The sequence below is a fragment of the Arsenicicoccus sp. UBA6765 genome (genome assembly GCF_002453335.1).
Lineage (GTDB): Bacteria > Actinomycetota > Actinomycetes > Actinomycetales > Dermatophilaceae > Arsenicicoccus > Arsenicicoccus bolidensis.
Map to the genome: position 1 here is coordinate 88705 of NZ_DKGR01000053.1, position 14036 is coordinate 102740.

Annotated in this window: 12 protein-coding genes; all 12 read left to right on the top strand. The window is 73.1% G+C overall.

Annotated features, from left to right (window positions below; genetic code table 11):
* Positions 1–152 precede the first annotated feature (152 nt).
* The 12 genes from pheS to tyrS all read left to right on the top strand — a co-directional run bounded on the left by pheS (position 153) and on the right by tyrS (position 13690).
* Positions 153–1247: a phenylalanine--tRNA ligase subunit alpha gene (gene pheS / locus B4K29_RS14450; protein ID WP_286967874.1), complete on the top strand. Its 1095-nt coding sequence runs from the start codon at positions 153–155 to the stop codon at positions 1245–1247.
* Positions 1247–3814 carry a phenylalanine--tRNA ligase subunit beta gene (gene pheT, locus B4K29_RS14455; protein ID WP_286967876.1) on the top strand — a complete coding sequence of 856 codons (2568 nt, stop codon included), beginning with the start codon at positions 1247–1249 and terminating at the stop codon, positions 3812–3814. The genes pheS and pheT overlap by 1 nt, the downstream gene beginning before the upstream one ends.
* A 1-nt stretch (position 3815) precedes the next feature.
* Positions 3816–4613, top strand: coding sequence for an SDR family NAD(P)-dependent oxidoreductase (locus B4K29_RS14460; protein ID WP_286958628.1), 798 nt, complete (start codon positions 3816–3818; stop codon positions 4611–4613).
* Positions 4614–4721: 108 nt separating this feature from the next.
* Positions 4722–5789: an N-acetyl-gamma-glutamyl-phosphate reductase gene (gene argC / locus B4K29_RS14465; RefSeq protein WP_286967878.1), complete on the top strand. Its 1068-nt coding sequence runs from the start codon at positions 4722–4724 to the stop codon at positions 5787–5789.
* Positions 5786–6937, top strand: a complete 1152-nt coding sequence (gene argJ / locus B4K29_RS14470) for a bifunctional glutamate N-acetyltransferase/amino-acid acetyltransferase ArgJ (RefSeq protein ID WP_286958630.1) — start codon at positions 5786–5788, stop codon at positions 6935–6937. The genes argC and argJ overlap by 4 nt, the downstream gene beginning before the upstream one ends.
* A complete protein-coding gene (gene argB, locus B4K29_RS14475; RefSeq protein WP_376783742.1) occupies positions 6934–7920 on the top strand; it encodes an acetylglutamate kinase in 987 nt (328 codons plus the stop codon). Before argJ ends, argB begins: the two co-directional genes overlap by 4 nt.
* Positions 7917–9122, top strand: a complete 1206-nt coding sequence (locus tag B4K29_RS14480; RefSeq protein ID WP_239265836.1) for an acetylornithine transaminase — start codon at positions 7917–7919, stop codon at positions 9120–9122. Before argB ends, B4K29_RS14480 begins: the two co-directional genes overlap by 4 nt.
* Complete coding sequence (gene argR / locus B4K29_RS14485) at positions 9119–9619, top strand: arginine repressor (RefSeq protein ID WP_286967882.1); 501 nt, start codon at positions 9119–9121, stop codon at positions 9617–9619. Before B4K29_RS14480 ends, argR begins: the two co-directional genes overlap by 4 nt.
* A gap of 100 nt (positions 9620–9719) precedes the next feature.
* The gene (argH, locus tag B4K29_RS14490; RefSeq protein ID WP_286967885.1) at positions 9720–11150 is read left to right on the top strand and encodes an argininosuccinate lyase; all 1431 of its coding nucleotides are present in this window, start codon (positions 9720–9722) and stop codon (positions 11148–11150) included.
* Positions 11150–11767 (top strand): DNA-3-methyladenine glycosylase, encoded by a 618-nt coding sequence (locus B4K29_RS14495; protein ID WP_029211400.1) that lies wholly within the window; start codon positions 11150–11152, stop codon positions 11765–11767. The genes argH and B4K29_RS14495 overlap by 1 nt, the downstream gene beginning before the upstream one ends.
* Before the next feature lie 38 nt (positions 11768–11805).
* The gene (locus B4K29_RS14500; protein WP_029211399.1) at positions 11806–12363 is read left to right on the top strand and encodes a GNAT family N-acetyltransferase; all 558 of its coding nucleotides are present in this window, start codon (positions 11806–11808) and stop codon (positions 12361–12363) included.
* Positions 12364–12424: 61 nt separating this feature from the next.
* Entirely contained in the window at positions 12425–13690 is a 1266-nt protein-coding gene (tyrS, locus tag B4K29_RS14505) for a tyrosine--tRNA ligase (RefSeq protein ID WP_286967887.1), read from the top strand.
* The last annotated feature ends 346 nt before the right edge of the window (positions 13691–14036 follow it).

Consider the following 14036-nt stretch of genomic DNA (forward strand, 5'->3'; position numbering starts at 1 on the left):
GTCCTGCGAGCACGTCCTGCGAGCAGCCGCGACGACGCCCGGCGGCGGCCCACTAGGATGACGGACGTCGTCGCCCGGGCCGTGCCGGGGCCCGGCGACGGGCCCGCAGCGCACCGGCCGCCGCAGCCACCGACCCGATCCGAGTGAGAGCGATGTCTGGACCCAACACGCAGTACGACCCGGTGGAGGTCAGCGCCCTGGACCCCGCAGCCGTCGACGCCAACGTCGCCGACGCGCTGGCCGCGATCGAGGCCGCGACCGACCTGGAGGCGCTCAAGGCCGTCCGGCTCGCGCACGCGGGGGACCGGTCGCCGCTGGCCCTGGCCAACCGCGAGATCGGCGCCTTGCCGCCGTCGGCCAAGGCCGAGGCGGGCAAGCGCGTCGGCCAGGCGCGCGGGCGGGTGGGTGCCGCCCTCAAGGCGCGCCAGGACGTCCTGGAGGCCGAGCGGGACGAGCGCATGCTGGTCGACGAGCGGCTCGACATGACGGTCGTGGCGCCACGTCGCCCGTTGGGCGCCCGGCACCCCGTCTCGCTCACGATCGAGCGGGTCCAGGACATCTTCACCGGCCTCGGGTGGGAGGTCGCCGAGGGGCCCGAGGTCGAGGCCGAGTGGTTCAACTTCGACGCCCTCAACTTCGCCCCCGACCACCCGGCCCGCGCCATGCAGGACACCTTCTTCGTCGAGCCGAGCGACGCGGGGCTCGTCCTGCGCACGCACACCTCCCCGGTGCAGATGCGGGCGATGCTGACCCGCGACCTGCCGCTGTTCATCGTGTGCCCGGGCAAGGTCTTCCGCACCGACGACCTCGACGCGACGCACACCCCCGTGTTCCACCAGGTCGAGGGCCTCGCCGTGGCCGAGGGCCTGACGATGGCGCACCTCAAGGGCACCCTCGACCGGTTCGCGGCCGAGCTCTTCGGCCCGGCCGTGACGACCCGGCTGCGCCCGTCCTTCTTCCCCTTCACCGAGCCGAGCGCCGAGATGGACTTCCAGTGCCCGATCTGCCTGGGGCAGGACGAGCGCTGCCGGGTCTGCGGCGGCACGGGCTGGATCGAGTGGGGTGGCTGCGGCATGGTCAACCGCAACGTCCTGGCGGCGGCCGGGATCGACCCCGACCGCTACACCGGGTTCGCCTTCGGGATGGGCATCGAGCGCGCGGTCATGCTGCGCCACGGGGTGCCCGACATGTTCGACATCGTCGAGGGAGACGTCCGCTTCAGCACACAGTTCGGGATGGAGATCTGATGCGCGCACCCGTGTCATGGCTGCGAGAGCTCGTCGGCGAGGACGCCCTGCCGGCGACCACGACGGGCTCCGAGATCGCCGCCGCGCTGGTCAAGGTCGGCCTGGAGGAGGAGGGGCTGCACGGTGGCGATATCACCGGTCCCCTCGTCGTCGGTCGGGTCCTGGACTACACCGACGAGCCGCAGAAGAACGGCAAGACCATCCGCTGGTGCACCGTCGACGTCGGCGAGCACGGGCAGATGGTCACCGAGGGCAAGCACCAGGAGATCGTCTGCGGCGCGCACAACTTCGCGGTCGGCGACCTCGTCGTCGTCGTCCTGCCCGGCGCCACGCTGCCCGGAGGGTTCCGGATCAGCGCGCGCAAGACCTACGGCCACGTCTCCAACGGCATGATGTGCGCGGTCGACGAGCTGGGGCTCGGTGAGGACCACAGCGGGATCATCGTGCTGGGCGACCACCTGGCCGACGACCCCGAGCGGCTCGCCCGCGCCGTGCCCGGCGTCGACGCCATCGAGCTGCTCGGCCTGGGCGACGAGGTCGTCGAGGTCAACATCACCCCCGACCGCGGCTACGCCTTCAGCCTGCGCGGCATCGCCCGCGACCTGGCCCTGAGCCTCGGCGTGCCCTTCACCGACCCGGCCGCGGAGCCCTCGCGCACCGCCCCGGCGCCGGACGACCAGGGGTATGCCGTGCGCCTGCGCGACGACGCCCCGCTGCACGGGCGCGCCGGCTGCGACCGCTACGTCGCCCGCACGGTCCGCGGCGTCGACGTGCACGCGACGACGCCGTCGTGGATGGCGACCCGGCTGACCCAGCTCGGCATGCGCCCCATCTCGCTGACCGTGGACGTGACCAACTACGTCATGCTGCTGCTCGGCCAGCCCCTGCACGCCTTCGACCTCGACCGGCTCTCGGGCTCGATCGAGGTGCGCCGCGCCCGCGCCGGCGAGCGACTGACGACGCTCGACGGCGTGGAGCGGGTCCTCGACCCCGAGGACCTGCTGATCACCGACGGCGGCACCACGCCCCTGGTCATCGCGGGCGTCATGGGTGGCGAGGACTGCGAGGTCACCGACTCGACGACCGACGTGCTCGTGGAGGCGGCTCACTTCGACCCCGTCACCGTGGCCCGCTCGGCGCGGCGGCACCGGCTGCCGAGCGAGGCGGCCAAGCGCTTCGAGCGGGGGGTGGACCCCGCGCTGGCGGGCGCCGCGGCCGAGCTCGCCGTGCGCCTGCTCGTCGAGCTCGGGGGCGGCACGGCCGACGGGGGCGTCACCGACGTCGGCGAGATCACGCTCCCCGAGCCGTTCGGCTTCGACGTGACCCTGCCGACCCGGCTCGTGGGGCTGACCTTCGAGCGCGCCGAGGTCCTCCGGACGCTGGCCGAGATCGGCTGCGAGGTCGAGGAGCTCGACGGCGACGAGGTGCGGGTGACGCCGCCCAGCTGGCGGGCCGACCTGCGCACCGGGCCGGACCTCGTCGAGGAGGTGGCCCGGGTCCGCGGCTTCGCGCAGATCCCGTCGGTCCTGCCGCAGGCCCCCGGCGGTCACGGCCTGACCGCGGCGCAGCGTGCCCGGCGGCTGGTCACGTCGACGCTGGCGCAGCAGGGTCTGGTCGAGGTCCTCAGCAACCCCTTCGTGGCGGAGGGGCGCTTCGACGACCTGCGCTACGCCGCGGACGACGAGCGCCGCCGCACGGTGCGTCTCGCCAACCCGATCAACGACGAGCAGCCGCTCATGCGCACCTCGGTGCTGGACACCCTGCTCGACGTGCTGCGCCGCAACGTCTCGCGCGGCGCCCGCGACGTCTCCGTCTACGAGCTGGGGCTCGTGACCCGGTCGGACGGTCAGGGGCGACAGGCTCCGGTAGCCCCGCTCGGCACCCGTCCCGACGACGCGACGCTCGACCGGATCCGCGAGGCCGTCCCCGCACAGCCGTGGCACGCGGCCATCGCCCTCTGCGGCGACGCCACGCCCGCCGGGCCGTGGGGAGCGGCCCGTCCCGTGCAGGCGTCCGACGCCGTGGCGGTGGCGCTCGGCGTCGCGACCGCCCTCGGGGTGACCCTGCGCGTCGAGCAGGACGACGTCGCGCCCTGGCACCCTGGCCGGTGCGCGCGCCTGGTGCTGGCGGACGGCGCCACCGTCGGCCACGCCGGGGAGCTGCACCCCAAGGTCGTGGCCGCCCTGGAGCTTCCCGAGCGCACCTGCGCCGCCGAGCTCGACCTCGACGTGCTCGTTGGGGCGGCGACTGGTCACGTGGCCGAGGCCCGCAAGCTGTCGACCTACCCCGTCGCGCACAGCGACGTGGCGCTCGTGGTCGAGGAGTCCGTGCCGGCAGCGCGCGTCGAGCAGGCGCTGCGCGAGGGCGCGGGTGACGAGCTCGAGTCGGTCGCGCTGTTCGACGTCTTCCGGTCCGACCAGCTGGGTCCCGGGCGCCGGTCGTTGGCCTACCGCCTGACCTTCCGCGCACCCGACCGCACGCTCACGACCGCCGAGGTCAGCGGGCTGCGCGACCAGGCCACCGCCGCGGCGGCCGCGGCGACCGGCGCCACCCAGCGTGGAGCCTGATGTGCGGCCGGTCGTCGTCGTGACGGGAGGGTCCCGCGGCATCGGGGCCCACCTGTCCCGCGGCTTCGCCGAGGCCGGGTATGCCGTCGAGCTCACCTCGCGTGACGGCGAGGGCGCGCGTCGGCTGGCCGACGAGCTGTCCCGCCAGGGGCTGGACGCCGTCGGGAGCGCCCTCGACGTCGCCGAGCCCGACCTCGTGCAGGTGTTCGTCGAGCAGCTCCTGCAACGGCACGCGCAGGTCGACGTGCTGGTCAACAACGCCGGCGTGATCGAGCCCCCGGCTCCCCTCTGGGAGGCGGAGGTCGACGCGTGGTGGGGCGTGCAGCGCGCCAACGTCCTGGGCCCCTTCCTCATGAGCAGGGCCGTCGTCCCGCACATGCTGGCCGGGGGCGGCGGGCGCGTCATCAACCTCAACAGCGGCTCGGGGACCCGTGCGGACGATCTCCAGAGCGCCTACCACGCCTCCAAGACTGCGCTCGCCCGCATCACCGGTGGCCTGCACCTGGCCGGTTCCGAGCGGGGCATCCGCGCCTTCGACCTCGCGCCGGGGGTGGTCCGGACCGACATGACCGAGGCCATGCCCCAGCACCGGGGCCGCACCGAGTGGACCGAGCCCGCCGACGTGGTGACGTTGGCGCTCGCCCTCGCCTCGGGCGAGCTCGACGCCTGGTCCGGCCGCATGGTCCGCGCGGGCACCGACACCGTCGAGTCGCTCCGCTCCGCGGCCGCGGCGGGTCTGTCCGAGCAGGCCCGCACGATCGGCCTGCTGCCCTACGGCGAGGACGACCCGCTCGCCTGACCGTGGCGTCTCCGAGCCCCGCCCGAGGTCCTGCTGGGCCTGCTCCTGCTCCTGCCCGGCCGCCGGAGCACGCATGCATGAGCACCCCGATTCGCGTATGATCATGCAATGCTGTCCGTAGCCGTCGCCGGAGCGAGCGGGTATGCCGGGGGCGAGCTGCTCCGGCTGCTCCTCGGCCATCCAGAGCTCGACATCGGTGCCGTGTGCGCCGCGTCCCAGGCCGGGTCCCTGCTGGGCACGGTCCACCCGCACCTCACCCCCCTCGCGGGGCGTCGCCTCGAGCCGACCGACCCCGAGCTCCTCGCCCGCCACGACGTCGTCTACCTCGCCCTGCCGCACGGCGCCTCGGCCGAGCTCGCCGACGCCCTGCCCGAGAGCACGCTCGTCGTCGACTGCGGCGCGGACTTCCGCCTCGAGGACCCCGAGGCGTGGCGGGACTTCTACGGCTCCGACCACGCCGGGACCTGGCCCTACGGCCTGCCCGAGCTGCCCCTCGGCGGGCTCGACCAGCCACGCCAGCGCGAGGCGCTAAGGACCGCGCGCCGCGTGGCCGTCCCCGGCTGCTACCCGACGGCGACGACGCTGGCCCTGGCACCGGGGTTCGCGGCCGGGCTCCTGGAGGGGGACGACGTGGTCGTCGTGGCGGCCAGCGGCACCAGCGGCGCCGGCAAGGGCCTCAAGCCGCACCTGCTCGGCGCCGAGGCCATGGGCGCCATGTCGCCCTACGGCGTCGGCGGCAGCCACCGGCACACCCCCGAGATCGAGCAGAACCTCTCCCGGGCCCGGGGAGCGTCACCGGGCCGGGGTGCCGGAGTGACCGTGTCCTTCACGCCCACCCTCGCGCCCATGCCCCGCGGCATCCTCGCCACGTGCACCGCGCGAGTCCGTCCGGGCACGACCGCCGCCCAGGTGCGCGATGCCTGGGAGCGCTGCTACGCCGACGAGCCGTTCGTGCACGTGCTGCCCGAGGGGCAGTGGCCGCGGACCAGCAACGTGCTGGGCAGCAACCAGGTCCACGTCCAGGTCGTCCTCGACGAGCGGGTGGGCCGCGTCGTGGCCGTCGCGGCGGAGGACAACCTGACCAAGGGCACGGCCGGCGCCGCCGTCCAGTGCACCAACCTCGCGCTCGGGCTCCAGGAGGGCCTGGGCCTGCCGACCGCAGGAGTCGCCCCGTGAGCGTCACCGCAGCCCAGGGCTTCCGCGCCGCCGGGGTCACCGCCGGACTCAAGGCCAGCGGCCGGCCAGACGTGGCCCTCGTCGTCAACGACGGACCGCAGCACGCCGCCGCCGCGGTCTTCACGAGCAACCGCGTGGAGGCCGCCCCGGTCACCTGGAGCCGGCAGGTCCTGGCCGACCACCGGGTCGACGCCGTGGTGCTCAACTCCGGCGGGGCCAACGCCTGCACCGGCCCCGAGGGCTTCCTCGACACCCACCGCACGGCCGAGCAGGTCGCCGACCGGCTCGGCCTCAGCTCCGGTGACGTCGTCGTCTGCTCCACCGGCCTCATCGGCGAGCGCCTCCCCATGGACCGGCTGGCCGCGGGGATCGACGACGCCGCGGGCCGGCTCGGCGCCGACGGGGGAGCCGACGCGGCCGAGGCGATCATGACCACCGACACCCGCAGCAAGCAGGCGTCCGTCTCCCGGGACGGCTGGACGGTCGGCGGCATGGCCAAGGGCGCCGGCATGCTGGCACCGGCGCTCGCCACGATGCTCGTCGTCCTCGCCACGGACGCGGCGGTCGAGCCGGAGCTGCTCGACCGGGCGCTGCGGGCGGCCACGGCACGGTCCTTCGACCGGATCGACTCCGACGGTTGCCAGTCGACCAACGACACCGTCGTCCTCCTGGCGAGCGGCGCGAGCGGCGTCACGCCCGGCGAGGACGAGCTCACCGGAGCCCTCACCCAGGTCTGCCAGGACCTCGCCCGACAGCTGATCGGCGATGCCGAGGGCGCGCACCACGACATCCGGATCGAGGTCGTGCACGCAGCCGACGAGGACGACGCCCTCGAGGTCGGGCGCTCCATCGCCCGCAACAACCTGTTCAAGTGCGCGGTCTTCGGCAACGACCCCAACTGGGGCCGTGTCCTCGCCGCCGTCGGCACCACCCGGGCGACGTTCGACCCCTACCTCCTCGACGTGGCGATCAACGGGGTCCAGGTCTGCCGCGCCATGGGGGTGGGGGAGCCGCGCGAGCTCGTCGACCTCGACCCGCGCGCGGTGCACGTCCTCGTCGACCTGCACGCCGGCGACGCGGAGGCCACGATCTGGACCAACGACCTGACCCACGACTACGTCCACGAGAACTCGGCCTACAGCACATGACGACCCGACCTGCCGCCCGTACCCCGCGCCTGCACGAGTCCCACCCGCGGACGCTCGCCAAGGCCTCCGTCCTCGTCGAGGCCCTGCCCTGGATGGAGCGCTTCCGCGGCGCGCTCGTCGTCGTCAAGTACGGCGGCAACGCCATGATCGACGACGAGCTCAAGGCCGCGTTCGCCCAGGACGTCGCCTTCCTCCGCTACGCCGGCCTGCGGCCCGTCGTGGTCCACGGTGGCGGCCCCCAGATCGCGGCCATGCTCGACCGGCTCGGTCTGACCAGCGAGTTCCGGGGCGGCCTGCGCGTCACGACCCCCGAGGTCATGGACGTCGTGCGGATGGTGCTGACGGGCCAGGTCGGGCGAGAGCTCGTCGGCCTGCTCAACCAGCACGGACCCCTGGCGGTGGGCCTGTCCGGCGAGGACGCCCACCTGTTCGGGGCTCGGCGCCGCGGCACCGTCGTCGACGGCGAGGACGTCGACCTGGGCCTCGTCGGCGACGTCGAGGTCGTCAATCCCGCTGCGGTGCAAGACATCCTGGATGCCGGGCGGATCCCGGTCGTCTCGACCGTCGCCCCCGACCTGGACGTCGACGGGCAGGTCCTCAACGTCAACGCCGACACCGCCGCGGGGGCGCTGGCCGCCGCGCTCGGGGCCACCAAGCTCGTCGTCCTCACCGACGTCGAGGGCGTCTACCTCGACTACCCGGACCCCGCGTCGATCGTGTCGCGCATGGGCGTGGACGAGGCCGCCGAGCTGGCGACGCAGGTCGACGCCGGCATGATCCCCAAGCTCGAGGCCTGCGTCGCAGCCGTGCGCGGAGGCGTCCCCCAGGCCCACATGATCGACGGCCGTGTGGCGCACTCCCTGCTGCTGGAGGTCTTCACCAGCGAGGGGGTCGGCACGATGATCACCGCCGGTGACCCCGGTGACCCCGGTGACCCTGACGGCACCGACGGAGCCGACCATCCGACCGAGGAGACCGTATGACGACCGGCGCCACCACCCTCGACCGCTCCCAGGAGGTCCTGCTCGGCGTCTTCGGGCGACCGCGCCTCACCCTGGTCCGCGGCGAGGGCTGCTACGTCTACGACGCCGACGGCGGTCGGCACCTCGACCTGCTGGGGGGCATCGCGGTCAACAGCCTCGGGCACGGCCACCCGGCCCTGGTCGAGGCCATCAGCCGCGCGGCCCGCGAGCTCGTCCACGTCTCCAACTTCTTCGTCACCCCCGACCAGGTGCGCCTCGGCGAGCGGCTCCTGGAGCTGTCGGACGCCCCGTCGGGGTCGCGGGTGTTCTTGTGCAACAGCGGGACCGAGGCCATCGAGGCGGTCGTCAAGCTGTCCCGCCGGACCGGCCGCACGCGCATCGTCGCCGCCGAGGGAGCCTTCCACGGGCGCACCACCGGTGCGCTGGCCCTCACCCACAAGGAGGCCTACCGCGCGCCCTTCGAGCCGCTGATCGGGGACGTCACGTTCGTGCCCTACGACGACGTCGAGGCTCTGCGCGCGGCGGTCGACGAGACGGTGGCCGCGGTCGTGCTCGAGCCGATCCAGGGGGAGGCCGGCGTCATACCGGCCTCGACCGACTATCTGCGGGCCGCCCGCGAGGTGACCACCGCCGCCGGTGCGCTGCTGGTCCTGGACGAGATCCAGTCCGGGGTGGGTCGCTCGGGGCTCTGGTTCGCGCACCAGGCCCACGGCGTCCGGCCGGACGTGATGACCCTGGCCAAGGGTCTCGCCGGCGGCGTGCCGATCGGGGCGGTCGTCACCTTCGGCGACGAGGTGAGCGGCCTGCTGGGCGCCGGCCAGCACGGCACGACCTTCGGCGGCAACCCGCTGGCCTGCGCCGCCGCCCTCGCGGTCCTCGACACCATCGAGCGGGACGGTCTGCTCGAGCAGGTCAAGGCCACCGGCGAGCACCTCGTCGAGGCCGTGGAGGGGCTCGGCCACCCGCTGGTCCGCGAGGTCCGCGGCGTCGGCCTGCTGCGCGCGATCGCCCTCACGCGGGACGTGTCCGCCCAGGTCACCGCGGACCTCGAGGCCCGAGGGCCTATCGTCAACCCTGTACGCCCGGACACCATCCGGCTCGCGCCGCCGCTCGTGCTCACCACGGACGAGGTGGACGAGTTCGTCGCGGACCTGTCCGTCGTGCTGGACGGGATCGTCGCTTCCGAGGGAGGAACTCCATGATCGCCCAGACCCGCGGGGCCCGGCACCAGCTGATCGCCGACATCCTCGCCCGCACCACGGTGCGCTCGCAGAACGAGCTGCTCGAGCTCCTGGCGGCCGAGGGCGTGGAGATCACGCAGGCCACGCTCTCCCGCGACCTCGTCGACCTCGGCGCCGTCAAGGTCCGCCAGGGCCGCACGCTCGTCTACGCCCTGCCCGGGCTCGGCGGCGACCAGACCCCCCGCATCGCACCCGACATGGCCGAGGTGTCCGGGCGGCTGCGCAAGGTGTGCGAGGAGCTCCTCGTCTCCGCCCGCGCGTCCGCCAACCTCGTCATCGTGCGCACCCCGCCGGGAGCGGCCAGCTTCCTCGCCTCGGCGATCGACATGGCCCGCGAGGGCGACATCATCGGCACCATCGCGGGCGACGACACCATCCTGGTGATCACCGCGGCGCCCGACGGCGGCGAGGCCGTGGCGGGCAAGCTGCTCGGCCTCGCCGGCGTCAACGACGACTGACCCGACGCGCCACGCCGTCCACCTCATCCGGTCGACCTCACCCCGACAACACCCCGCCATCACCTCAGATCACCTCACATCACCTCCCGAGAGGACCCGCATGACCTCCGAGCGCACCAGCCTGTGGGGCGGTCGCTTCGCCGGTGGACCGGCCGACGCCCTCGCCGCCCTGTCCAAGTCGACGCACTTCGACTGGCGGCTCGCGCCCTACGACATCGCCGGGTCGCGCGCCCACGCCCGCGTCCTGCACCGCGCGGGCCTGCTCGACGACGCCACGCTCGACGCGATGCTCGAGGCCCTGGGCCGGCTGCGGGACGACGTGGAGTCCGGGGCGTTCACGCCGGCGCAGGACGACGAGGACGTCCACACGGCGCTCGAGCGGGGGCTCATCGAGCGAGCCGGCACCGACGTCGGCGGACGGCTGCGGGCCGGTCGCTCGCGCAACGACCAGGTCGCGACGCTGTTCCGGATGTACCTGCGCGACCACGCGCGCTCCGTGGCCGGCCTCGTCCTCGACGTCGTCGACGCCCTCGTCGCCCAGGCCGAGGCGCACGCCACCACCGCCATGCCCGGTCGCACGCACCTGCAGCACGCCCAGCCCGTGCTGCTGGCCCACCACCTGCTCGCCCACGCCTGGGCCCTGCTGCGCGACGTCGAGCGGTTCGTCGACTGGGACGCCCGGACCGCGGTCTCGCCCTACGGCGCCGGCGCCCTGGCCGGGTCCTCCCTCGGCCTGGACCCCGAGGCCGTCGCCGCCGACCTGGGCTTCGCGACCAGCGTGGAGAACTCCATCGACGGCACGGCGTCGCGCGACTTCGTCGCCGAGTTCGCCTTCGTCTGCGCCATGACGGCCGTCGACGTGTCCCGGCTGGCCGAGGAGGTCGTCCTCTGGGCCACCAAGGAGTTCAGCTTCGTCACCCTCGACGACGCCTACTCCACGGGCTCGAGCATCATGCCGCAGAAGAAGAACCCCGACGTCGCCGAGCTCGCGCGGGGCAAGGCCGGCCGGCTGGTGGGGGACCTGGCCGGCCTGCTGACCACGCTCAAGAGCCTGCCGCTCGCCTACAACCGCGACCTGCAGGAGGACAAGGAGCCGGTCTTCGACGCCGTCGACACCCTCGAGGTGCTGCTCCCGGCCTTCAGCGGCATGGTCGCGACCCTGACCTTCCACGACGACCGCCTGGAGTCCCTCGCGCCCCAGGGCTTCTCGCTCGCCACCGACGTCGCCGAGTGGCTGGTGCGCGAGGGCGTGCCGTTCCGCGTCGCCCACGAGGTGGCCGGCGCCTGCGTCCGCGCGTGCGAGGAGCGCGGCATCGAGCTGTGGGACCTCGACGACGACGACCTGCGCGGCATCTCGGAGCACCTGACGCCCGACGTCCGCTCGGTCCTGTCGGTCGAGGGGTCCCTGGCGTCCCGCTCCGCCAAGGGCGGGACCGCCCCGGCGCGGGTCACCGAGCAGCGCGGCCGCGTGGCCGAGCAGGCCCGGCGGCTGCGGGAGTTCGCGGGATCCGCCCTGGACGTCCGCGCCTGATGCTGACGCGCGCGTTCTTCGCGCGGCCGGTCCTCGAGGTCGCCCCCGACCTGCTCGGGTGCGTCCTGTGGCACGGCCCGGTCGGTCTGCGGCTCACCGAGGTCGAGGCGTATGCCGGTCAGCGGGACCCCGGTTCGCACGCCTTCCGTGGTCCGACGCCGCGCACCCGCGTCATGTTCGGCGAGGCGGGCCACCTCTACGTCTACCTGTCCTACGGCATGCACCACGCGGTCAACGTCGTGTGCGGGCCCACGGGCGAGGCGTCGGCCGTGCTGCTGCGTGCCGGGGAGGTCGTCGCCGGTCACGAGCAGGTGACCGAGCGACGCCCCGGCATACGGCCCCGCGACCTGGCCCGTGGGCCGGGGCGACTGACCAAGGCCCTCGGCCTGGACCTCGGCCACCACGGGCTGGACCTGCTGGACCCCGCCGCGCCGGTCCGTCTGGCGCCGGGCACACTGGGTGCTGACGCGGGCTTGATCCGCACCGGCCCCCGGGTCGGTGTGTCGGGCCCGGGCGGAGACGGCGACACGTACCCCTGGCGCTACTGGCTGGCGGACGAGCCTACCGTCTCGGCGTATCGTCCAGCCGTGGTGCGGCGCCGTCTGCCGCGCCACTGATCGACGGCGGGCCTCGCCCCAGGCAGGAGCACGACAGCGTGAGCAAGGACCAACGACGGACCGGGCAGGTCAGCGCGTCCGTCCGCACGGAGCGGCTGGCGCTACGACCTTTCGACCAGGACGACTTCAAGGCCGTGCGGAGCTACCTCGGCGACCCGCAGGTGATGCGCTACGTCGACGATCCCTACTCCGACAAGCAGGTCAAGCGCTTCCTGTCGCGCTGGGTGGGCGACGACCCGCCGGTGCTGGCGCTGGTCCGTCGCGACAAGGACAAGGTCGTCGGGCACGTCGTCTTCCACCGCTACGAGCACCCCGACGTCTACGAGATCTCGTGGGTCCTGCACCCCAAGTACCACCGCCGGGGCTACGCCACCGAGGTGGGGCGGGCGCTGCTCGACCACGCGTTCCGCGGCCTGGGTGCGCACCGGGTGTTCGCCACCACCATCGAGGGCAACGACGCCGCCTGTCGGCTGATGGCCCGGCTCGGCATGACCCGCGAGGCCGCGCTCCGCAAGTCGACGCAGCACGACGGACGCTGGCTCGACGAGTACTACTACTCGGTGCTCGACACCGACTACGCCGACCGGCAGGGATAGGGCAGGCTAGTCACGGCCCGCCCGACGGCGGCGGGGACCTCGACGCAAGGAGTGATGCACCGTGACCGACATCCTCGACGAGCTGCAGTGGCGCGGCCTGGTGGCACAGTCCACCGACGAGGCCGAGCTGCGCCAGGCCCTCGAGGACGGACCGCTCACGGTGTATTGCGGCTTCGACCCGACCGCGCCCTCCCTGCACTTCGGCAACCTCGTGCAGCTGATCGCCCTGCGGCACCTGCAGCGGGCTGGTCACCGGGTGATCGGTCTGGTGGGTGGGTCGACGGGGCTGGTGGGTGACCCACGCCCGTCGAGCGAGCGCGTGCTCAAGACCAAGGAGCAGACGGCCGCGGACGTGGAGCGGATCGCGGTGCAGGTGCGGGCGATCCTGGCGGCCGACACGGACAACCCGCCGATCTTCGTCAACAACTTGGACTGGACCGCGCCGATCTCCGCCCTGGACTTCCTGCGCGACTACGGCAAGCACTTCCGGGTCAACCAGATGCTCAAGAAGGACGCCGTCGCGGCGCGGCTCAGCTCCGACCAGGGCATCTCCTACACGGAGTTCAGCTACCAGATCCTGCAGGCGCTGGACTACCTCGAGCTCTACCGGCAGTACGGCTGCACCCTGCAGACCGGCGGCCAGGACCAGTGGGGCAACCTCACGGCCGGCGTCGACCTCATCGGTCGCGTCGAGGGGGCGTCGGTGCACGTGCTCACCACGCCGCTCCTGACCGACTCGTCGGGGGAGAAGTTCGGCAAGTCTGCGGGCAACGCCGTGTGGCTGGACCCGCGGATGACCTCGCCCTACGCCTTCTACCAGTACTGGATCAACGTCGAGGACGCCTCGGTGGTGAAGCTGCTCAAGGTCTTCACCGACCGCACGCGCGACGAGATCGCCGAGCTGGAGCGTCAGGTCGCTGAGGAGCCCTTCCGGCGCACGGCTCAGAGGACGCTGGCGGCCGACGTGACCACGCTCGTGCACGGGCCCGAGGCGACCGCGGCGGTGCAGGCCGCGTCCGAGGCCCTCTTCGGCAAGGGCGACATCGCGGCCCTGGACCGGCAGACCCTGCTGGACGCGACGGCGGAGCTCCCTGGAGGAGAGCTGTCCCCCGGGGACACTGTGGTCGACGCGCTGGTGTCGGTGGGTCTGGTGGCGTCTCGCAACGAGGCTCGCCGCGCGCTGAAGGACGGCGGCGCCTCGGTCAACAACGCCAAGGTGTCCGATCCCGAGGCCGTGCTGGGGGAGCAGGACTTCCTCCACGGCCGGGTGGCCCTGCTCAAGCGGGGGCGCAAGTCCATGGCTGCTGGTCGTATGCCGGCGTCCTGACCAGCGGATTTGTCTCCCCGGACACCTTCACGTAATGTTCTCGATGTCGCCCGGACAGGGAGGAACGGACACCACTGCTAGCAGGGAAACCTCGCAGCGAAGTAGGCCGGTCCCGCGGATGACAACCTCTACCGAGAAGGTACTTCGGTATGTCCTGATGAGCGGAAATGCTCGATTAGGAAGCGGGAGAAACACCTGCTACAGTAGAGGAACCGAACACGCCAAGCGCGCTCCGCAGGTCATTGATCTGGTCCGAGAAGCCCAAGATGTGATTCGGAAACTAACAGCCTCGACACGAAGGCCCAAGCATTTGGTCCGGGATGTCGTGAGCGTCCGATGTTTGAGA